Raw genomic sequence first — 20,293 nt, forward strand, 5'->3', positions numbered from 1 at the left:
GCAGTGCCAGCTTTGGCACGATGCCCCGTGAGACAACTGCCGCAGGAACTACTGTAAGCGCTCGGAATCGCAGTGCGGCCCGCATGACCCGGACACTGTTGCAGAAGCCCTTGGCGCGGCGCGCGACTCGCCCCATATTGCGTTCATGTCCTTGCCCCCCGGTTTCCTCGATGAGTTGCGTACACGCACGTCCCTGACCCAAGTGGTCGGACGAAAAGTCATGTGGGATAATCGCAAATCGAACCAAGGCAAGGGCGACATGTGGGCGCCATGCCCGTTCCATCAGGAAAAATCCGCCAGCTTTCACGTCGATGATCGCAAAGGATTCTATTATTGCTTTGGCTGCCACGCCAAGGGCGATGCCATCAGCTTTGTGCGCGAGACCGAAAATGTCGAGTTCATGGAGGCGATCCGCATCCTTGCCTCCGAGGCCGGGATGCAAATTCCCGAGCGAGATCCTCAGGCGCAGGCCAAGGCGGACCGCCGCACGCAATTGGCGGGTGTCATGGAGCAGGCGCAGCAGCATTTTCGCCTGATGTTGAAAACCACCGCAGGGGCCGAGGCGCGCGATTATCTGGTTGGTCGCGGCCTTGACGATGCGACGCAGGAACGCTTTGGCATCGGCTTTGCGCCTCAGGCGTGGCAGGATTTGTGGGATCATCTGACCGGCAAGAATGTCGAGCCTGACCTGATCATGGGTTGTGGTCTTGCCCGCCCCTCACAGAAGGGCGGCACGCCATATGATGTGTTCCGCGGCAGGATCATGTTCCCGATTCACGACGCGCGCGGGCGAGTCATCGCCTTTGGCGGACGGGCGATGGACCCTAATGACAGCGCTAAATATCTCAATTCGCCCGAGACTGAGCTGTTTGATAAGTCCCGCACGCTTTACAATTATGGCCCCGCGCGCGAGGCGGCGGGCAAGGGGCAGCCGCTGATCGTGGCCGAGGGCTACATGGACGTGATCGCGTTGGCGCAGGCGGGGTTTGGTGCGGCGGTCGCGCCGCTGGGCACGGCAGTGACCGAAGCGCAGCTGGCGCTGATGTGGCGCGCGGCGGACGAGCCGATCATGGCGCTGGACGGTGACCGCGCGGGGCTGGCGGCAGCGCAGCGAGTAATTGATTTGGCGCTGCCGCTGCTCGAGGCGGGCAAAAGCCTGCGATTTGCCCTCATGCCCGAGGGGCAAGACCCTGATGACATCCTGCGTACACAGGGCGCTGGGGCGGTTCAGGCCCTGCTCGAGACAGCGCAGCCTATGGTGAGCCTTTTATGGCAGCGCGAAACTGAGGGCCGCGACTTTGACAGCCCCGAGCGGCGCGCCGCGCTTGACAAATCCTTGCGCGCGGCGATCGGGCTGATCCGCGACAAGTCAATTCGGGCGCATTACGGTCAGGCGATAAAGGACCTGCGCTGGCAACTGTTCTCTGGTCGCAAAGCGGCATCACGCCAGACCGGAAGTCAAGGCAATCGGGGGCAAGGGCGCTGGACCAAGCCTGATCTTTTGGCGCGCGCGAGCACAAAATCCTCGCCTCTCGCACGGTCCGATCCGCGCCAGCATGACCATATGCGCGAGGCAGTGATCCTCGCCGCCTGTATCTCGACCCCTGACATACTTAATGAATTCGAGGTCGCGCTGGAGCGGCTTGATTGTTTTGATCCGCAGCACGCGCAACTGCGTGATTTGATTGTGCACCACGCCGACCAAGGCCCACAGCCTTTGGCCGACGCGATCGGCGCTGCAATGGGCGCAGACGCTCTTGAAAAGTTGCTGACGCTTCCCCATGTCGCACTCACGCCACCTGTGCGCAGCCCGGGAAACGCTGCGCTTGCGCAAATGACGGTGGCCGAGGAGCTGGCCAAGATTGCTGCCACGCGCGGCCTTCAGGCCGAGATAGTCGATGCATCCGAGGACATGATGGGGGTCGCCGACGAAGCAATGACATGGCGTCTGGGACAGGCCGCGGAGGCACGCAACAAGGCCGTGCGCAGCGAGTATGAGGACCGTGCCGAATACGATCTGGCCGACAACGGCGCGCGACTCAATCGCGGCGAACGCGAGGAGTTTCAGGCCCGGCTGGATAAGATTACATTTTCGAAACCTCGCCGATGAATGGATTTTGGTGAGGTTAAGGTAAGGAAAACACGGTAAACAGGTTGCGAATCACTTCCGCGTAGGGGTGATTCGCGAATCGCTATGCGCGCTGTACGAATCGCGCGCCCGCCACTCAGGAGACCTATATGGCCGCCAAGGACACCGACGACCGGAAGCCCGACGATCAGGACGCAGAAATGTCCCTGGACATGAGTCAGGCGGCGATCAAGAAGATGATCGGCGATGCGCGTGAGAAGGGATTCATCACTTACGATCAGCTTAACAAGGTGCTGCCGCCCGATCAGGTCAGCTCGGAGCAGATCGAGGATGTGATGTCGATGTTGTCCGAAATGGGCATCAATATCATCGAGAACGACGAAGCTGAGGACGAAGAGCAGCGTGGCACTGCCGTCGCTGAGGTCGGTCGCAGAGGCGAAATCACGCTCGGCTCGGGCAAGGAAGAAAAGCTGGATCGCACGGACGATCCGGTGCGCATGTACCTGCGCGAGATGGGCAGTGTCGAGCTGCTGTCGCGCGAAGGCGAAATCGCCATTGCCAAGCGGATCGAGGCCGGTCGCAACACCATGATCGCGGGCCTATGCGAAAGCCCGCTGACCTTTCAGGCCATCACGATCTGGCGGGACGAACTGGTCACTGAGGATATTTTACTGCGCGATGTCATCGACCTTGAGACGACGTTCGGCAACCAGTTGGAAGGCGAGGGCGAGACCGTCGTCGAGGCCGCCAATGTCGCCGGCGCGCCATCCTCTACCAAGGAGGAAAGCGCTGAGTTGGACGCCGACGGGAATCCTATCGAGACCGCTGACGACGACGATGATGACGAGGATGAGCAGGCCAACATGAGCCTGGCCGCGATGGAGGCTGCTCTCAAGCCTTCGGTGCTGGAGACGCTGGATCACATCGCCGACGATTATCTCAAGCTGGCAGAAATGCAGGACAGCCGGATTTCGGCCACCCTGAACGAGGACGGCACGTTCTCGTCCAAGCAGGAGGATGTCTATCAGGTTCTGCGTAGCGAGATCGTCGTGCTGGTCAATTCGTTGCATCTGCACAACAACCGCATCGAGGCGCTGATCGACCAGCTATATGGCATCAACCAGCGCATCATGATGATCGACGGCGCGATGGTAAAGCTGGCCGATCAGGCCCGTATAAACCGTCGCGAGTTCATCGACGAATATCGTGGTCGCGAACTGGACCCGACTTGGTTGGACGACATGGCGCAAAAGCCCGGTCGCGGCTGGCAAATGCTACTGGAGCGCTCGAACGAAAAGGTGACCGAACTGCGCGCCGATATGGCCCAAGTGGGTCAGTATGTCGGGCTGGATATCTCGGAATTCCGCCGTATCGTCGGGCAGGTTCAAAAGGGCGAGCAGGAAGCGCGGCTGGCGAAAAAGGAAATGGTCGAGGCGAACCTGCGTCTGGTGATTTCCATTGCCAAGAAATATACCAATCGCGGCCTGCAATTCCTGGACCTGATCCAGGAAGGTAACATCGGTCTGATGAAGGCCGTCGACAAGTTCGAGTATCGCCGCGGGTACAAATTCTCGACTTACGCGACTTGGTGGATTCGCCAAGCGATTACGCGCAGCATCGCCGATCAGGCCCGCACCATCCGCATCCCCGTGCACATGATCGAAACGATCAACAAACTGGTGCGCACCGGCCGCCAGATGCTGCACGAGATTGGGCGCGAGCCAACCCCAGAAGAACTGGCAGAAAAGCTGCAGATGCCGCTGGAAAAGGTCCGCAAGGTGATGAAGATCGCCAAGGAGCCGATCAGCCTTGAGACACCCATCGGCGACGAAGAAGACAGCCAACTGGGTGATTTCATCGAGGACAAGAACGCCGTCCTGCCGCTGGATTCTGCTATTCAGGACAACCTCAAGGAAACGACGACGCGCGTCCTGTCGTCGCTGACACCGCGCGAAGAACGGGTTCTGCGGATGCGTTTTGGCATTGGCATGAACACCGATCACACGCTGGAGGAAGTCGGCCAGCAGTTTTCAGTGACCCGCGAGCGTATCCGCCAGATCGAGGCGAAGGCGCTGCGCAAGCTCAAGCATCCTAGCCGCTCGCGCAAATTGCGGTCGTTCCTGGATCAATAAGGACGCTTCTCCTCTCTGACGCGGAGAATTTTAAGAATTTTCCGCGTCGGCGGTTATCCGCCGTGAACTTATTGCCAGCTAATGTGTTGTCTTTTCAGATGGAAGGAAAACACAATGAAACGCTTTATCGTCATCGCCGCCCTTTGCGTACCTGTTGCGGGACTGGCAACGACCTTCGACAACACGGCCGAGTCGACGCAGACCTTTGAAATCAGAGTGTCGGAAGAACAGCTGGCAAAGTGTCAGCAAACCCTGCGGGAACTTCGTCAAACGCCAGTCGTAACTGATGGGGGCTGGACGCTGCCGTCCTTCATGAAGGACGACGACTTGCCACGGTCAGTTTGCGTTGTGGAAGCGTAAAAGTGATACGGTAATCGGTGCTCAAAGCTAGGACTTCGGCACTACTAGCGCATCGGCGATTAAAGCGGTGGGCTTGAAACCTGAATCAGGGAATTCCCAAGCTGCCTGATCTGTGATTCCTCCTTTTTCAGGAGGATGTCTCATGTCTGCAGGACTGCCATCTGCGCTTCGGGCGCTGTCTCGAGAATATATTGACGAGGGTTTAAGCGGCCGCGCCGCCGCCGCTCGATTGAAGTTGTCCGCAGCCACGGGCGTGCGCTGGCAGCGCAAGCTGCGCGTGACAGAGTCGGTCGCGCCAGACCTTCAGGGGCGGGCCCCCCCGGGTCATGGCAAACTCGCAGCCCATCGGGCATTTCTGGAAGAGTTGGTGGCCGCAGGACGGCGACATCACCTTGCCGGAACTGGCCGGGGCCTTGGAAGCGGCGACCGGGGCTGTTGCCCATGCCGCATCCATCGGGCGATTCATGCGCAAGCTTGGATACACGTACAAAAAAAGTCATTGGTCGCTGCCGAGCGCCTTCGGGCGCGTGTGAAGCATCTTCGGCAGGACTGGCTCCGTCACAGCATCTCCAAAATGCAGTCGCATCCAGATCGTCTCGTATTTATTGACGAAACGTCGGTCAAAACCAACCTGACCCGGCTACGGGGACGTAGCTTGCGCGGCCAGTGCCTGGAAATGAGCGCGCCCTTCGGCGCATGGGGCACGCAAACGTTCATTGCGGGTCTGACCCATGACGGTCTGATCGCGCCGTGGGTGATCAAAGGGGCAATGGATGGAGATGCCTTCGCTGCATACATCCGGGACGTTCTTGCGCCGGATCTGCAACCTGAGACCGTCGTCATCTGCGACAACCTCGCAACGCATCGCAACAAAGACGCTGCCACCGCGCTCAAGACGCAAGGCTGCTGGTTCCTATACCTGCCGCCGTACTCGCCCGATCTCAACCCGATCGAAATGGCCTTCTCGAAACTGAAGGCCCATTTGCGACGGATCGGAGCCAGCATCTTCGACCAAATGTTCAATGCCCTCGCTAAAATCTGCGATCTGTTTACACCACAGGAATGCTGGAACTACTTCTGTGAGGCCGGATATGGTTCAAATTAAAGGCTCGATGGTTTAAAACCCGTCTAAATCTCCACGATGGCTACGTCATCCATCGGAATGTCGAATTCATGCGGATAGATGGTTTCCATCCGTTGCTGAGCATAGCCCACGCCGATCACCCTCGGCTTGTGCCCACGCTCTCTGAGCGCTGCCAGTGTGCGATCAAAGAAACCTCCACCATATCCCAGTCGAAAATTCTGTTGATCCAGCCCGACAACAGGCGCCAGCACGATGTCGGGCGCAACAACCTTTGCGGTGTCTGAGGGGATGGGAATGTTCCAGACACCCCGCTCCAGCTTCGCGCCTTCCTCCCACAGCCGGAACTCCAGCGGCGTCGCCTTGGCGACGACCACCGGCAGCGCCAGCGCAGCGCCCTTGGAACGGCAGGCAGCGGCCCACTGACGCAGATCAGGTTCGCCGCGAAAGGGCCAATAGAGCGATATGGTGCGCCCCGACACGTCGCCCAACGTAGCATCCAGCTTCTCGGCCAGCTGAGTATCGGCGGCTTGGCGGTCGGCGACGGGGATGGCCTGACGCGCTTCGATCAGCTCGGCGCGGCGGGCCTTGCGCCATTCGGCAAGATCAGTGGGCTGGGTCAGCATCCTATGGGTCCTTGTGTATTGGGCACCGGGTCAGCCGTTCGGCATCAGGGCGATCTCTTGCACGTTTGCGTGGCGGGGCTGATCCAATGCGTAGACCACCGCATTTGCCACATCTTGGGGCTTCAGCTTGTCAGGTTTCGGTTGATCGAAAAAGGGGGTATCGACCATGCCCGGCGCGATCACCGTGCAGCGCCCGCCCCATTCGCGCATGTCCTGCGCCATGTTTCCGGCTAGGCCGTGAACAAACCACTTCGATGCCCCATAGATCGACCCCGGGATATGCACGCGTCCGGCGGCTGAGCCGGTCAGCACGAAGTGACCTTTGGTTTTCTTCAGTTCGTCGTAGGCGGCCTTTAGGGTCAAAAGCACTCCCATGATGTTGATGTCGATCATCTGGCGCCATTCCACCGGGTCGCCATTTTCGATGCCGGGGGTGTCCAGTCCCGTGCCGGCATTAGCAAAAACCGCGTCGATCTGACCGAACTCCTTGGTTGTCTGACCGATGGCCGTCTGAATCGAGGCAAGGTCAGTCACGTCGCCGGGAATGGCCAGCGCGCGGTCTTGGCCGATCTCATCCGCCAGCGCGCTGAGCTTGTCCTTGCTGCGGGCAAAGAGGGCGACGCGCCATCCGGCCTTGGCGGCCTTGCGCGCCGTTTCCGCGCCGATACCTGATGATGCGCCGGTGATGAACAGAACTTTGTCGGCCACGATGAAACTCCTTTGAATATATTTCATCTGCCCAACGCGCGGCGCAGCGCGAAAGGTCCATCATCAGCATCTGGCCATCTGCATCTGGGGGTGCGATTTCGCCTCTACCCAAAACCTTGCGGCTGACCTATAGTGCCTGTGGATAATTGGGCGACAGACCCAATCCCGAGAGGCAGAGAAGAGAAAGGGACACGCCGATGCGCTGCCCGTTTTGCGGAAATATTGAAACACAGGTCAAAGATTCACGCCCCGCCGAGGAGCACGTGTCGATCCGGCGACGTCGGTTCTGTCCGGCCTGCGGAGGGCGATTTACCACTTACGAGCGGGTGCAATTGCGCGATTTGGTCGTGGTCAAGACAAACGGTCGCCGCGAGAATTTCGACCGGGACAAGCTGGAGCGGTCCATCCGAATCGCCTTGCAGAAACGCCCCGTTGAGCCTGAGCGCGTCGAGCAGATGATTTCTGGTATCGTGCGCAGGCTGGAAAGCATGGGCGATACCGACATCCCGTCCAAGACCGTCGGCGAGATCGTGATGGAAAGCCTCGCGAGGATCGACACCGTCGCCTATGTGCGTTTTGCCAGTGTTTACAAGAACTTCCAAGCGGCAGATGATTTCGACAAGTTCGTAAGCGAGCTGCGTCCCGAAACCCTGACCGGGGCCGAGAAGCCCGAGGAGTGAGCGCTGCTGCCGACATGCGCCACATGCGCACCGCGCTGGCGCTGGGTCGACGCGGGCAAGGCCACACTTGGCCGAACCCGGCTGTTGGTTGTGTGATCGTTCAGGGCGCGCGGGTGGTCGGGCGCGGTTGGACACAGCCGGGCGGGCGGCCTCATGCGGAAACGCAGGCGCTGGCGCAGGCCGGTGCGACTGCGCGGGGTGCCACGGCCTACGTCACGCTGGAGCCTTGCGCGCATCACGGGCACACACCCCCTTGCGCAGAGGCGCTGGTGGCGGCGGGCGTGGCGCGGGTGGTCATCGCCTGCGATGATCCCGACCCGCGAGTGGCTGGACGAGGGCGTGCGATATTGAGCGCAGCGGGCATTGAGATGCAGACTGGCGTGATGCAGGCCGAGGGCGCGCGCGATCTTGCCGGGTTCTTTAGTCGCATCACACGCGGTCGACCCGAAGTCCTGCTAAAACTTGCCACGTCCTTTGACGGGCGCATTGCCACGGCGAGCGGCCAGTCTCGTTGGATCACTGGTCCAGAGGCTCGGCGCGGCGTTCACGCGATGCGTGCGCGACATGATGCGGTGATGATCGGCGCGGGCACGGCGCGCGCGGACGATCCGATGCTGACCGTGCGCGGCATGGGTGCGTTGCGCCAGCCGGTGCGCGTGGTTGTGGCGAGAACGCTGGATTTACCTCAAGCTTCACGTCTCGCGTCCAGCGCGCTGGAGGTGCCACTATGGCTGCTTCACGGCCCCGGCGCCAAGGCCAATGCGATCGCCGCGTGGCAAGACCTTGGGGCGCGGACACTGGCCTGCGCCGAGGGCGTGGATGGGTTGGACATGAGCGCCGCGATGCAGGTTCTGGGTGCTGCGGGGTTAACGCGCGTTTTCTGCGAAGGCGGTGGCGCTTTGGCGGCGTCGCTTTTGCGTGCGGATCTGGTGGACCGGCTGGCGGGATTTACCGCCGGGCTGGCGCTGGGCGGCGACGGACGCGCGGCAGTGAGCGCGCTGGGGATTAGTGAGCTGGCGAAGGTCCCCCGCTTTGCGCTGGAGGATGTGCGCGCGGTGGGCAGTGATGTGCTGTCACTTTGGCACCGAACCTAAGGCAATCGCCGGACTTTGATTATTTTTAGAATGATGAAAGCCGGGCGCGTCAGCGGCGTTGGCACAAGCGCGCTGAGTCGCCACCGATGCAATGCAGCGATTCATGCAGTGTCGGGTGTCCGGCGGACAGGTCACAGCAAGGGATCGGTAGCGGATACCTGGATTGGCTGTGGGACGGGCGTCATTGCCATGCGCCGCAATTTCTCAGACATCGCGTCGTGACAGCGGGCGTCAGATCGGGGCAAAGGTCTTGTTTGCGGCGCTATATTGCTCGACGCGCCCCTCGCCAATATCCATCCACAGGCCGTGCAACGTTAGCAGGCCCTTTTCCATAGACTCGGCGACAAAGGGAAATGTGGTTAGATTGTCGAGGGAGATCAGAACCGCCTCCTTCTCCAGCGCGCGGGTGCGCTCTTCGTCGTCGACAATATCCGCGACACGGTCGTAGCCGGGACGTAGAATGTCGATCCAGCGGCCAACAAAGCTGTTCGGCTCGTCCAGCGCCGGAGAGTTCCCCGAGCACATCTCGTCGCAGCCCTTAATGCCGCCGCAGTTAGAGTGGCCCATGACAATCACATGCGCCACCTTCAAAACGCAGACGGCATATTCGATCGTTGCCGAGGTGCCGTGCTGTCCGCCGTCGGTCGTGTAGGCTGGCACGAGGTTGGCGATGTTGCGGTGAATAAAGAACTCGCCCTGATCCGCGCCGAAGATGGATGTGACATGAACACGGCTGTCGCAGCACGAGATCATCATCGCGCGCGGGTGCTGCCCCTCTTGGGCCAGAGTGCGGTACCAGCTTTCGTTTTCGGTGTATGTGGTCGCTTTCCAGCCGTGATAACGCTGGATCAGATAGGGCGGCAGGGGGCGGGCTTGCAGCAATTTCCGGTCCTTTCGGCGAAGATGTTACTGGACGGGATAAACCGTATTCGCGTCGAATTCGAGCGATAAAACACGTGGCGGGAAACCTTTTGGGAAGGTCTGACAGGCAGGTTGCCCTTGCCGGGCGCGCTGTGGGGCGGGCCGGGCGGAATGCAGGAATTCGGGGTGAGACCGTGGAACAGGTAACAATGCTGAAACAAAAAGAGGTGGTGCGACTTAATCCGGACCGTCTGGAAGAGTTGTATGCGCAGTTGGGCGAGGCTGGGGCCGAGGACGTCGTGTGCCGCGCGCTGGAGGAACTCGCCGTGCGGCTGTCGCATACCGAGCGGTGCCACCGCGAAGGCCGACTGGCCGACATGCGAAAATCGGCGCGCAGCCTTGTCGCAATTGCCGATCAGATCGGGATGCAGGCGCTGGCGCGCGTGGCAGGTGACGTGGCCATATCGGCTGACAACAACGATGTGGTCGCTATCGCGGCGACGCTGTCACGCCTGTTGCGCATTGGCGATTCCAGCCTTAGCGAGGTGTGGGAGATGCAGGACCTGTCGATTTGATGGCTTGCGGGCGCTGGCAGGGCGATTAGGCTGGGCGCGATATTGGCGAGGCCCAGATAGGGCTACCCATGCTCCGACTAGAAAGGTCGCCCCTACATGACGCCCACACAGCCCGCTAAACGCCGCCTTGCCTTCGCCACCGAAACAGATGCAGCGATCCCGCTTCATGTGATCGAGGCGGATCAGCTAGACGACTGGCTAAAAGGGCAGGACGATGCGGCGCGTACCTGGGTCCACGCCAGCGGATTCAAGGCTGCGCTGGGTGCCAATTTGTTGGTGCCGGGCGCGAATGGCGCGCCTGCGATGGCCCTTGCTGGCTATGGTACTATTGCCACGCGCGCGCGCGCGCGCTTTCATCTGGCAGCAGTTGCTTCTGCCCTGCCCGAAGGCACCTATCGGCTCAAGGGGCTGGACCCGGCCCGCGCCCAAGAAGAGGCGCTGGGTTGGCTGCTGGCTGGTTACGCCTTTGACCGCTACCATGATCAGAGCGGCGCTACCGCGCAGTTAGTCGCGCCTGGCAATGTCGATGCCGCCCGATTGGAAGTGATCGCCGAGGGTGAGGCACTGACCCGCGATTTGATCAACACGCCGGCGAATGACATGGGGCCTGACGCACTTGAGGCGGCCTGTGCAGACCTCGCCGCCCGTTTTGATGCAGAAATCAACGTGACACGGGGCGACGATCTGCTGGCGGAAAACTTGCCGCTAATCCACGCGGTTGGGCGCGCGTCGGACCGCGCCCCGCGGCTGATCGAAATGAACTGGGGCGCGGACGGGCCCACGCTGACGCTGGTGGGCAAGGGGGTGTGCTTTGACACTGGCGGTCTGAACCTCAAGCCCGGCGCCAGCATGGGCCTAATGAAAAAGGACATGGGCGGCGCGGCCACCGTGCTGGGTCTTGCGCATATGATCATGGCACTGGATCTGCCAATTCGTTTGCGCGTGCTGATTCCGGCGGTGGAAAACGCGGTCAGCGCCAATGCTATGCGGCCCGGCGATATCCTGACAGCGCGCGACGGCAAGACGATCGAGATCAACAATACTGACGCTGAGGGCCGGCTCGTTCTGGCCGACGCGTTGGCATTGGGGGCCGAGGGCGCGCCCGATCTGATGATCTCGATGGCCACGCTGACTGGCGCCGCGCGCGTGGCGGTGGGGCCGGACCTCGCCCCTTACTATGTCGATGATCCCACTTTGGCCCAAGCGATCGAAGCGGGCGCGATTGAGGCTTCTGATCCGGTTTGGCGGATGCCGTTTCACGCACCCTACGAGACGATGATTGAGCCGGGAATCGCTGACCTCGACAACGCACCCAAGGGCGGTTTTGCAGGTTCGATCACAGCCGCGCTTTTCCTCAGGCGCTTTGCAGGCGATGCGCGCTATGCTCATTTCGACATCTACGGCTGGAACCCCACCGCCGCGCCCGCCCGGCCCAAGGGCGGCGTTGGCATGGGCGCGCGCGCCCTGCTGGCCGCGTTGCCTGAGGCGCTGGATCTGTGAGCGATCCACGCCAGACACCCGCCAATGCGCGCATTGCCCACCAATCACTGCGCGGGCAGGTGCAGAGCGCCAAATTCACTGCCGGGGTGGCACGGCGGGTCGCGGTGCCCGTGGCCGACCTGTCGCTCTTGCCGGGTGGCGCGCGGACGCGCCAGTGGCTGATGGGTGCTCCGGTCACCTGTTTTGAAGTTCACGCGGGCCATGCTTTTGTGCAGGGCGAGGACGGCTATGTCGGCTACCTGCCCGAGGCGGCGCTCGCCGACACCCTCGCGCCCACCCATTGGGTCAGCGCGCGCGCCACCCATGCCTACAGCGCGTCCGACCTCAAATCGCCAGAGCGCGCCACGCTCAGCCACCTGTCGCGCGTTGCGGTTACGGCGCAGGAGGGTGCTTGGGCCGAAACGCCGCTGGGCCATATTCCTGTGCAGCATCTCACGGCGTTGCCGATGACGCAGGCCGATCCGATCACCGTCGCGCAAACGTATCTCGGCACGCCTTATCTCTGGGGCGGCAACTCAGCCTTTGGGATCGATTGTTCGGGCCTTGTGCAGGCTGGCTGCCGTGCCTGCGGTATAGACTGCCCCGGCGACAGTGACCTGCAAGAGGCCGCGCTGGGCCACCCGTTGAGGGACGACGAAGCGGTGCAGCGTGGCGATCTGATCTTCTGGCGGGGTCATGTCGCATGGGTGCTGGATGGCGCGCATGTTCTCCATGCCAATGCTCATGCGATGGCCGTTTCGATCGAGGGGTTGGAGTGCGCAATTGCCCGTATCGAGGCAGACGGTGCCGGCGCCGTTACAGTAAGAAAACGTCTTTAAGTTCAGGGAATCAGGCTGTGACCGATACATTCTTTCATCCGCCCTCCGGCTCTCAATTGCCGCGTTTTGCCGGCGTTCCGACTTTCATGCGCCTGCCGCATGTGCCACCCGGTCACGAGCGTTTCGCCGAAGTCGAAATCGGCATCATCGGTGTGCCGTGGGACAGCGGCACGACGAATCGCCCCGGACCCCGGCACGGTCCCCGCCAGCTGCGCGACATGTCTTCGATGATGCGCGCGCAGAACGGCGCCACCTCTGTGCGCCCGTTCGAGGCTGCTCGCTGCGCCGATCTGGGCGACGTGCCGCCGAACCCCGTCGACATTCAGGACGCCATGGCGCGCATCACCGCATTTTACTCGGATGCCATCGCTGCTGGCATAACGCCGCTGACCGCCGGGGGCGATCACCTCAGCACACTGCCGATCCTGCGCGCGGTTGCAGCGTCAGGCCCCGTAGGTCTGATCCAGTTCGATAGCCACACCGACCTGAACGACACCTATTTTGACGGGCAGAAATACACCCACGGCACGCCCTTCCGCCGCGCCATAGAAGAGGGGCTGGTCGACCCTAGTCGCTTTGTCCAGATCGGCATTCGTGGCACGATGTACGACACCGAAGACCGCGACTTCGCCGCCGCAAACGGCATCCGGCTGATCCCTGTCGAGGAGTTTCATGCACGTGGCCCCGCCGAAATCATGGCCGAAGCGCGCGAGATCGTGGGTACAGCCCCGACGTACATCACCTACGATATCGACTTCGTCGATCCCGCCTTTGCCCCCGGTACAGGCACACCGGAGGTGGGCGGGCCAAACAGCTATCAGGCGCTGCAAGTCGTGCGCGAACTGGCTGGTATCAACATCGTAGGCGCCGACTTGGTTGAGGTTTCTCCACCTTTTGACGCTTCCGGGGGGACCGCCCTCTTGGGCGCGACAATCATTTTCGAGTTGCTCTGCCTTATGACTTGCGCAGACTCGTTAGGCGCCTGAACAGGCAGAAATAGCCTGCCATCATCGGTGCCGACACTTTTGTCGGTCACAAAATACTCGAACTGCGCTCGCTCATTCGTCAGGCAGAACTTTGCCGGGATTGAGAATACCGTTCGGATCAAGTGCCTTTTTTATGGCGCGCATCGCCGCCAGCGCGGCAGGGTTCTTGTAACGCGCCATGCTCGCCCGCTTGCTCAGTCCGATCCCGTGCTCGGCCGAGAAGCTGCCGCCGAGGGCCAGCGCAGCGTCCTCGACCGCATCGCCGATTTGCTGGCATAGCGCCTCGTCCGGGCGTGTGGGAAAGACGCCCAAGTGCAAGTTGCCATCGCCCAGATGGGCGACGGATACGTCGCGCGCGCCCGGATCGAGGCGCGCGATGATGGCGGCCACGTCGTCCAGAAATTCCTGCATCCGGTCGACTGGCACGGCAATGTCGCGGTCGGCATATGGCTCATGCAGGGTGATAACCTCGGCGGCAGCCTCGCGTCGGGCCCACATTTCGCTGCGCTGCGCCTCGTTCTGGGCGACGACGGCATCCAGAATCGCGCCTTCCTCAAATAATGCGCCCAGCACGTCTTCCAGATGCGCGGCGATGGGGATCTGACCATCAGCGCCCGGCGCGGCATCGCGCGGGGCGATGGCGCCGACCTCGACCAAGATGTTGACGTCATATTGCTCGTCAAACGGCTGGCGATGCGTCGGCGACAACTCCATATACGTCTCGACATAGGCGCGTGGCATGTATTCGAACGCCTGCACCGCGCCGCCCGTTTCGAGCTGAAGACGGTTGAGCAGGTCCAGCGCATCCGAGACCGACGGGACGGCTACCATCGCGGTCGCGTTGGCCAGTGGCGCGGGATGCAACTTAATCACTGCGGCGGTGATGATGCCAAGCGTGCCCTCAGCGCCGATCAAAAGGTGGCGCAGGTCATAGCCGGAATTGTCCTTGTGTAGCTGGCGCATCAGATCGACGATCTCGCCGGTCGGCAGCACCGCCTCGATGCCAAGGCACAGATCCCGCGTGTTACCATAGCGCAGCACGTTCGAGCCGCCCGCGTTGGTCGACAGCGCCCCACCGATCATGGCTGACCCCCGCGCGCCGAAAAACAGTGGAAAGATGAGGCCGTGTTCGGCCACCGCGTCATGGATGCTGGACAGGATCGCGCCCGCCTCGACAATGGCAATGCGACCTGCGGGACGGATTTCGCGAATCTTGGACATGCGCGCGACCGACAGCAACAGTGCGTCACCCGCTTCGGTGGCGTCAGTCAGTCCGGTATTGCCTGCCTGCGGCACAATCGCCGTGCCGGTTTCATTCGCCAGCTTGACTATGGCCGATATTTCCTGGGCCGAACCGGGACGCAACACTGCCAGCGGTGTGCCGCGGGGATGGCCGGACCAATCGCTGGCGTAGCCTGCCATATCGTCCCCTGTCAGGACGTTGGCGGCACCGATGATATCGCGAATTCTGTCCAGCATGATTTAGAACGCCTTGAAGGTCAGGGTGGTTTCGGTTCGCTCAATATGTGGGATTTGCAGCAGATTCTCGTTGATGAACTTGCCTACATCCTCGTTGTCAGGAATGTAGAGCTTGAGCAATAGATCGAACGGTCCTGAGGTCGAATACAATTCGGAATGGATCTCGCGCAGGGCGATTTCCTCGGCCACCTTGTAGGAGGTGCCGGGCTTGCAGCGGATGTTTATGAAAACGCAGCGCATGGGATGTGTCCTTTTCTAAGATGCGTCACAGACGCATGTGACGCGCGCGCGCGCCTCGTTCGATCGCAGCGGCGTGCAGACGGTCGAGGTTCAGCTCGTAACGGATCTCTTCCAGCAGACGCAACTCGCTGTCGGCGAGGGTGCCATCGGCGGCAGCCACGTCGCAGGCCAACGCATAGGCGGTCTCGAACAGGCGCTCGGGCAGGCTCTCGCGGATGAGGCCAAAGAGGGCGTCGAGGCCATCCTCGTCCGAGAAGAGGTCGAACACCGTCTGCGCGATGATATTGATACGGTCCTCATCATAATTACCAAAGACGGGCAGGTTGTTCACCGCGCTTTCGATCTTGACCAGTTCGGCTGTGCGGATCTGCTCGTCCGAGGCCGAGACCGCGATCATGACGGCCACCAGGCAATCCTGCGCACTCAGCGGGTGGGTTGCGGTGTCGTTCATGGGTTTTCCTTTGCAAATGGGGGTCTTGGTGCGCAGATTATTGACCTTGTCGTCCCTCGGCAATAGGAAGCGGCGGACCTTTGCGCGCATCCGTGCGAGGGCGTGACCCTTGGAGAGCCCCATGTCAGATCTGCGTGACGCTGCGATGACCTCGAAAGCCTGGCCTTTTGAAGAAGCGCGCCGCTTGCTGAAACGGTATGAAAAGGGCGCGCCGGAAAAGGGGTATGTGCTGTTCGAGACGGGCTATGGGCCCTCCGGCCTGCCGCACATAGGCACGTTTGGCGAGGTGCTGCGCACCACGATGATCCGCCGCGCGTTTGAGGTGATCAGCGATATTCCGACGCGGATGATCTGCTTTTCCGACGATCTCGACGGGATGCGCAAAATCCCCGGCAACGTGCCTCAGCAGGATATGCTGGCCGAGCACATGCACAAGCCGTTGACCAGCGTGCCCGATCCCTTCGGCACGCATGAAAGCTTTGGCCATCATAACAACGCCATGCTGCGACGTTTTCTGGATACGTTCGAATTTGAATACGAATTCTACTCGGCGCGCGAATTCTATGCATCAGGGCAGTTCGACGAGGTGCTGCGACGCGCCGCCGAGCGTTATGACGAGGTGATGGCCGTCATGCTGAAATCGCTGCGCGATGAGCGGCAGCAGACCTATTCGATTTTCCTGCCAATTCACCCCGAAACAGGTCGGGTTCTTTATGTGCCGATGAAAAACGTGGATGCTGTTAACCACACTGTTACCTTCGACGACGAAGATGGTCGCGAATGGACGCTGCCAGTGACCGGCGGCAATGTGAAACTGCAGTGGAAGCCGGACTTTGGCGCGCGCTGGGCCGCGCTGGACGTCGATTTTGAGATGTATGGCAAGGAACATGCCACTAATACAGCGATCTACGACCGGATTTGCGAAATTCTGGGCGGGCGCAAGCCCGAGCATTTCAGCTATGAGCTGTTTTTGGACGAGAACGGTCAGAAGATCTCGAAATCCGCTGGCAACGGTATCAGCATTGACGAATGGCTGACGTATGCCTCGACGGAATCGCTAAGCTATTTCATGTATCTCAAGCCGAAAACGGCCAAGCGGATGCATTTCGACGTGATCCCCAAGGCGGTGGACGAATATCACCAGCAATTGCGCGCCTATGCCGGGCAGGATGCGGCGGCGCGGGTCAACAATCCGGTGTTTCATATCCACCCCGACGGCGTGCCCGAAAGCCGCTTGGTCGTGCCATTCTCGATGCTGCTGAACCTCGCGTCGGTCGCAGGGGCGGAGGAAAAAGACCAGCTTTGGGGCTTTATCCAGCGTTATGCGCCGGATGCCGGACCTGAAACGAACCCCGACATGGATCAGGCCGTTGGCCATGCACTGCGCTACTACACCGACTTTGTGAAACCAGCCAAGGTTTATCGCGCGCCGAACGATCTGGAGCGCGAGGCACTAAGCGATCTGCGCAATCAACTGGCAAACTATGATGGGCCGGTGGATGACGAGGCGCTGCAATCGTTGGTCTACGGTGTGGGCCGCGACCGCTTTGATCCCCTGCGCGACTGGTTCAAGGCGCTTTATGAGGTGCTGTTGGGCGCATCCCAAGGTCCGCGTTTCGGCGGGTTCATCGCGCTTTATGGCGTGAATGAGACAGTGCAGTTGATCGACGATGCGCTAGCAGGCAAGTTCGTCTGAACTGCACGGCTTGCGCTGGATCAAAGCTGGCGCTGGCCGCGTGATGCAGGGTGAGGCAAAGGAGATCGCGATGAAATATGCAGGGATCGCTGCTGGAGTGGCGGCGCTGGGCGTTCTTGTGGCTTGTGTGCAGGCCACGACGATGCCCGAGGCTGCCGATGGGCGCAGGCTATATGTCGAGAATTGCGCGCAATGCCATGGCTCTGCCGGGCAGGGCGACGGACCTTGGGCCAAGGAAATGACCCCCACGCCACCGGCGCTGACACAGTTGATGGAAGGCGGCACTTTCCCCCGCGCGCGGGTTCTGTCGACGATTGACGGCTATCATCGCGCGCAAATTCCGGGGCAGCAGATGCCGGAATTCGGCGCGCTGCTGACAGGCGAAACGGTGCCGCTCGATACCGGTGACGGCGTCATGACGCCCACGCCCCGCCCGCTGGCCGCGTTGCTCAGCTATCTTGAGAGTATTCAGGAGGGCTGAGCCAGCCCGGCCGCCTGCATCAGTCGCGTCGTTTCTTCGGTCAACAGCCGCTCTTCGCCAGCGCCGCTGACGGGCGTGCGCCCGGCCTCCAGAAACAGCGGCGCGGCCAGCGGCGTCACGCGCGGCAGCCGGACCAGGTCGATGCGCCCGCCAATGCGCGCCATCATCTCTTCAATACGTCCGAAATCGACCAGACCGCGCATCGCCTCGGTTTGCGTGATGCGCAGCAGCAGATGATCCGGATCGTATTTCACCAACGTATCGTAGAGGATATCCGACGAAAACGTTGCTTGCCGCCCGGATTTTCGTGCCTGCGGCAGGTTGCGCTGAATAAGGCCCGCGATGGTGGCCGAGGTGCGAAATGTCCGCTTCATCACCGCGTTGCCGCTGAGCCAGTGCTCAAAGCCGCCGCGTAACGCCGCCGGATCGAAAAGCGACGTGGTGTCCACCAACGGTTCGAGCCCCCAGATGAGCGTCGCGTAATCGGTCGCGACAAACCCGAGAGGGTCGAGGCCCAGTTCCTCCATCCGCTTGGTCAACAGCAGGCCCAGTGTTTGCTGCGCGTTGCGCCCGGCAAAACCGTAGATGCAGGCATGTTCGCGCCCGTCATGTGGAAAACTTTCGATCAACAACCGGCCCGCCATTGGCATCTGCGACACGCGCCGCTGCAAATGCAGCCATTCGGCGGTGTGGGCGGGCAGGGTGGGCCAATCCGGCTGCGCCAGCATGGCTAGGATGCGCTGGCTCAGTTGCGTGGATGTAGCAAATTTCGTGCCCGAAAACGTCGCGATCTTGGGCTTTTTCCCGTCCGAACGGCTGACCTCGACGGTCAGCTCGCGAAGGGATTCATATCGCACGATCTGGCCCCCGATCAGGAACGTATCACCCTTCGTGAGTGTTGCGGCAAAGGCCTCTTCGATCTCGCCCAGTGGTTTGCCGCCTCGGCCCCGCTGCATCTTGACCTTCAGCAGGTCACTGTCCTGAATGGTGCCAACGTTCATGCGGATGATCTGCGCGGCGCGCGGATCACGCAGTTGCCACAGGCCACCCCGTCGGATCAGGCGCTGCCATTTATCGTAGGCGCGCAGAGCATAGCCGCCGGTTGCGCAGAAATCGAGACATTCGTCGAAATCGGCGCGGGTGAGGGCCGCGTAGGGACCAGCGGTTACTACCTCATCATATAGTTGGTCCGCGCTGAACGGTTTTGCACATGCGGCGATCAGGATATGTTGGCAGAGCACGTCCAATGGGCCGGGTCCGCGTGGATCACCGTCCAGATCGCGCGCACGCACAGCCTCTAGCGCGGCGACGCATTCGACTACCTCAAAGCGGTTGGCAGGGACCAGCAGCGCCTTGGATGGGGCGTTGTAGCGATGGTTCGCGCGCCCGATACGCTGCACCAGCCGCTTGACGTTCTTGGGCGCGCCAACCTGAATGACGAGGTCCACATCGCCCCAATCAATGCCCAGATCGAGGCTGCCGGTGCAGACGATTGCACGCAACTCGCCGCGCTGCATGGCGCCTTCGACGCGCTGACGCTGGGTGCGATCAAGGCTACCGTGGTGGATTCCTATCGCAAGGTTTTCGTCATTGGCCAGCCAAAGGTTGCGAAAAAATATCTCGGCCTGCGCGCGGGTATTGTGGAAAATCAACGTAGTGTTGTGGGCCTTGACCTGCTCCAGAACGGCGGGGATGGCATAGGCCGCACCACCGCCGGACCACGGTGGCGGCTCGGCGACCTCTAGCATCTTAATGTCCGGCTCGGGGCCGGGATCGGCCATGATGACTTCGCAGGGATCAGGATGGCGTGCCAGAAAACGCGCAATGGCGGCGGGATCCTCGACCGTGGCCGACAGGCCGACGCGGCGCAAATCAGGGCAAAGGGCTTGCAGTCGTGACAGCGCCAACATCAGTTGATCGCCCCGTTTGCTTTCGGCCAAGGCGTGGATTTCGTCGATCACCACGCGGCTCAGGCCCGCGAAAATACGCGGCGCGTCCTCGTAAGAGGTTAGCAGGGCAAGGCTTTCGGGCGTTGTCAGCAGGATATCGGGTGGATCAGCACGCTGGCGACGCTTTTGCGTATAAGAGGTGTCGCCGGTGCGATCCTCGATGCGGATGGGCAGGCCCATTTCCGTCACGGGGGTCGTCAGGTTGCGGCGAATATCACTGGCCAGCGCCTTAAGCGGCGAGATGTAGAGGGTATGCAACCCCTTGTGCCCGCCCTCGGCGAGTTCGGCCAACGTGGGCAAGAAACCGGCAAGCGTTTTGCCCCCGCCCGTGGGCGCGATCAGCAGCAGGGATGGATCGCCCGCGCGATCCAGCATGTTCTGCTGGTGCGGGTGGACCGACCATCCGCGCGACGCGAACCAGTCAGTGAATTGAGGGGGCAGTGTGGTCATGCCGCCTATGTAGGGCGCCGGGCGGAAAAAGTTCGCA

The 20,293-nt window shown here is 61.4% G+C and carries 19 protein-coding genes; 12 read left to right on the forward strand and 7 right to left on the reverse strand.

Annotated elements, in window-relative coordinates:
• The first annotated feature begins 145 nt into the window (after window positions 1–145).
• The 4 genes from dnaG to U3654_RS02130 all read left to right on the forward strand — a co-directional run bounded on the left by dnaG (window position 146) and on the right by U3654_RS02130 (window position 5,686).
• Window positions 146–2,110, forward strand: a complete 1,965-nt coding sequence (gene dnaG, locus U3654_RS02115; RefSeq protein WP_324753710.1) for a DNA primase — start codon at window positions 146–148, stop codon at window positions 2,108–2,110.
• 128 nt (window positions 2,111–2,238) lie between these two features.
• Entirely contained in the window at window positions 2,239–4,221 is a 1,983-nt protein-coding gene (gene rpoD, locus U3654_RS02120) for an RNA polymerase sigma factor RpoD (protein WP_324753711.1), read from the forward strand.
• Between the two features lie 114 nt (window positions 4,222–4,335).
• Window positions 4,336–4,581 (forward strand): hypothetical protein, encoded by a 246-nt coding sequence (locus U3654_RS02125; protein WP_324753712.1) that lies wholly within the window; start codon window positions 4,336–4,338, stop codon window positions 4,579–4,581.
• Between the two features lie 142 nt (window positions 4,582–4,723).
• Entirely contained in the window at window positions 4,724–5,686 is a 963-nt protein-coding gene (locus U3654_RS02130) for an IS630 family transposase (RefSeq protein WP_324753713.1), read from the forward strand.
• Window positions 5,687–5,709: 23 nt separating this feature from the next.
• On the opposite strand, the gene U3654_RS02135 is transcribed toward U3654_RS02130, so the two are convergent.
• A complete protein-coding gene (locus tag U3654_RS02135; RefSeq protein WP_324753714.1) occupies window positions 5,710–6,288 on the reverse strand; it encodes a 5-formyltetrahydrofolate cyclo-ligase in 579 nt (192 codons plus the stop codon).
• A 30-nt stretch (window positions 6,289–6,318) separates the two neighbouring features.
• Window positions 6,319–6,996, reverse strand: coding sequence for an SDR family oxidoreductase (locus U3654_RS02140; protein ID WP_324753715.1), 678 nt, complete (start codon window positions 6,994–6,996; stop codon window positions 6,319–6,321).
• A gap of 197 nt (window positions 6,997–7,193) precedes the next feature.
• Between U3654_RS02140 and nrdR the strand changes: the two genes are divergently transcribed.
• Complete coding sequence (gene nrdR, locus U3654_RS02145; RefSeq protein ID WP_324753716.1) at window positions 7,194–7,676, forward strand: transcriptional regulator NrdR; 483 nt, start codon at window positions 7,194–7,196, stop codon at window positions 7,674–7,676.
• Between the two features lie 23 nt (window positions 7,677–7,699).
• Entirely contained in the window at window positions 7,700–8,770 is a 1,071-nt protein-coding gene (gene ribD, locus U3654_RS02150; protein WP_324755205.1) for a bifunctional diaminohydroxyphosphoribosylaminopyrimidine deaminase/5-amino-6-(5-phosphoribosylamino)uracil reductase RibD, read from the forward strand.
• A gap of 231 nt (window positions 8,771–9,001) precedes the next feature.
• On the opposite strand, the gene U3654_RS02155 is transcribed toward ribD, so the two are convergent.
• Window positions 9,002–9,652: a carbonic anhydrase gene (locus U3654_RS02155; protein ID WP_324753717.1), complete on the reverse strand. Its 651-nt coding sequence runs from the start codon at window positions 9,650–9,652 to the stop codon at window positions 9,002–9,004.
• Window positions 9,653–9,840: 188 nt separating this feature from the next.
• On the opposite strand from U3654_RS02155, the gene U3654_RS02160 reads away from it, so the two are divergent.
• From U3654_RS02160 to speB, 4 genes are all read left to right on the forward strand, one after another.
• Window positions 9,841–10,206 (forward strand): hypothetical protein, encoded by a 366-nt coding sequence (locus U3654_RS02160; protein ID WP_324753718.1) that lies wholly within the window; start codon window positions 9,841–9,843, stop codon window positions 10,204–10,206.
• Window positions 10,207–10,302: 96 nt separating this feature from the next.
• Window positions 10,303–11,706 carry a leucyl aminopeptidase family protein gene (locus tag U3654_RS02165; RefSeq protein WP_324753720.1) on the forward strand — a complete coding sequence of 468 codons (1,404 nt, stop codon included), beginning with the start codon at window positions 10,303–10,305 and terminating at the stop codon, window positions 11,704–11,706.
• Window positions 11,703–12,524 carry a C40 family peptidase gene (locus U3654_RS02170; RefSeq protein ID WP_324753721.1) on the forward strand — a complete coding sequence of 274 codons (822 nt, stop codon included), beginning with the start codon at window positions 11,703–11,705 and terminating at the stop codon, window positions 12,522–12,524. Before U3654_RS02165 ends, U3654_RS02170 begins: the two co-directional genes overlap by 4 nt.
• 17 nt (window positions 12,525–12,541) lie before the next feature.
• Window positions 12,542–13,510, forward strand: a complete 969-nt coding sequence (speB, locus tag U3654_RS02175; RefSeq protein WP_324753722.1) for an agmatinase — start codon at window positions 12,542–12,544, stop codon at window positions 13,508–13,510.
• Between the two features lie 72 nt (window positions 13,511–13,582).
• Here the strand turns inward: speB and U3654_RS02180 are convergent, their stop codons facing one another.
• The 3 genes from U3654_RS02180 to U3654_RS02190 are packed head-to-tail and all read right to left on the reverse strand — an operon-like array spanning window position 13,583 to window position 15,680.
• Window positions 13,583–14,989 carry an FAD-binding oxidoreductase gene (locus tag U3654_RS02180; protein WP_324753723.1) on the reverse strand — a complete coding sequence of 469 codons (1,407 nt, stop codon included), beginning with the start codon at window positions 14,987–14,989 and terminating at the stop codon, window positions 13,583–13,585.
• A 3-nt stretch (window positions 14,990–14,992) separates the two neighbouring features.
• Window positions 14,993–15,229, reverse strand: coding sequence for an Lrp/AsnC ligand binding domain-containing protein (locus U3654_RS02185; protein WP_324753724.1), 237 nt, complete (start codon window positions 15,227–15,229; stop codon window positions 14,993–14,995).
• A 25-nt stretch (window positions 15,230–15,254) separates the two neighbouring features.
• Window positions 15,255–15,680 (reverse strand): tellurite resistance TerB family protein, encoded by a 426-nt coding sequence (locus U3654_RS02190; RefSeq protein ID WP_324753725.1) that lies wholly within the window; start codon window positions 15,678–15,680, stop codon window positions 15,255–15,257.
• Between the two features lie 121 nt (window positions 15,681–15,801).
• On the opposite strand from U3654_RS02190, the gene U3654_RS02195 reads away from it, so the two are divergent.
• Both U3654_RS02195 and U3654_RS02200 read left to right on the forward strand, forming a co-directional pair.
• Window positions 15,802–17,376, forward strand: a complete 1,575-nt coding sequence (locus U3654_RS02195) for a lysine--tRNA ligase (protein WP_324753726.1) — start codon at window positions 15,802–15,804, stop codon at window positions 17,374–17,376.
• Between the two features lie 70 nt (window positions 17,377–17,446).
• On the forward strand, window positions 17,447–17,857 hold the full coding sequence (locus U3654_RS02200; RefSeq protein ID WP_324753727.1) for a cytochrome c: 411 nt from the start codon (window positions 17,447–17,449) through the stop codon (window positions 17,855–17,857).
• On the opposite strand, the gene U3654_RS02205 is transcribed toward U3654_RS02200, so the two are convergent.
• The gene (locus U3654_RS02205; RefSeq protein ID WP_324753728.1) at window positions 17,845–20,256 is read right to left on the reverse strand and encodes a ligase-associated DNA damage response DEXH box helicase; all 2,412 of its coding nucleotides are present in this window, start codon (window positions 20,254–20,256) and stop codon (window positions 17,845–17,847) included. The genes U3654_RS02200 and U3654_RS02205 overlap by 13 nt on opposite strands.
• Window positions 20,257–20,293 lie beyond the last annotated feature (37 nt).

It is taken from the genome of Roseovarius sp. Pro17, from assembly GCF_035599575.1.
Classification (GTDB): domain Bacteria; phylum Pseudomonadota; class Alphaproteobacteria; order Rhodobacterales; family Rhodobacteraceae; genus Roseovarius.

Excerpts from the sequence above, each read along its gene's own strand:
- U3654_RS02125 (WP_324753712.1), top strand. The coding sequence starts at position 4,336 with ATGAAACGCTTTATCGTCATCGCCGCCCTTTGCGTACCTGTTGCGGGA.
- U3654_RS02135 (WP_324753714.1), bottom strand. The coding sequence starts at position 6,288 with ATGCTGACCCAGCCCACTGATCTTGCCGAATGGCGCAAGGCCCGCCGC.
- nrdR (WP_324753716.1), top strand. The coding sequence starts at position 7,194 with ATGCGCTGCCCGTTTTGCGGAAATATTGAAACACAGGTCAAAGATTCA.
- U3654_RS02160 (WP_324753718.1), top strand. The coding sequence starts at position 9,841 with ATGCTGAAACAAAAAGAGGTGGTGCGACTTAATCCGGACCGTCTGGAA.
- U3654_RS02190 (WP_324753725.1), bottom strand. The coding sequence starts at position 15,680 with ATGAACGACACCGCAACCCACCCGCTGAGTGCGCAGGATTGCCTGGTG.
- rpoD (WP_324753711.1), top strand. The coding sequence starts at position 2,239 with ATGGCCGCCAAGGACACCGACGACCGGAAGCCCGACGATCAGGACGCA.
- U3654_RS02180 (WP_324753723.1), bottom strand. The coding sequence starts at position 14,989 with ATGCTGGACAGAATTCGCGATATCATCGGTGCCGCCAACGTCCTGACA.
- U3654_RS02200 (WP_324753727.1), top strand. The coding sequence starts at position 17,447 with ATGAAATATGCAGGGATCGCTGCTGGAGTGGCGGCGCTGGGCGTTCTT.
- U3654_RS02195 (WP_324753726.1), top strand. The coding sequence starts at position 15,802 with ATGTCAGATCTGCGTGACGCTGCGATGACCTCGAAAGCCTGGCCTTTT.
- ribD (WP_324755205.1), top strand. The coding sequence starts at position 7,700 with ATGCGCACCGCGCTGGCGCTGGGTCGACGCGGGCAAGGCCACACTTGG.
- dnaG (WP_324753710.1), top strand. The coding sequence starts at position 146 with ATGTCCTTGCCCCCCGGTTTCCTCGATGAGTTGCGTACACGCACGTCC.
- U3654_RS02130 (WP_324753713.1), top strand. The coding sequence starts at position 4,724 with ATGTCTGCAGGACTGCCATCTGCGCTTCGGGCGCTGTCTCGAGAATAT.
- U3654_RS02205 (WP_324753728.1), bottom strand. The coding sequence starts at position 20,256 with ATGACCACACTGCCCCCTCAATTCACTGACTGGTTCGCGTCGCGCGGA.
- U3654_RS02165 (WP_324753720.1), top strand. The coding sequence starts at position 10,303 with ATGACGCCCACACAGCCCGCTAAACGCCGCCTTGCCTTCGCCACCGAA.
- U3654_RS02185 (WP_324753724.1), bottom strand. The coding sequence starts at position 15,229 with ATGCGCTGCGTTTTCATAAACATCCGCTGCAAGCCCGGCACCTCCTAC.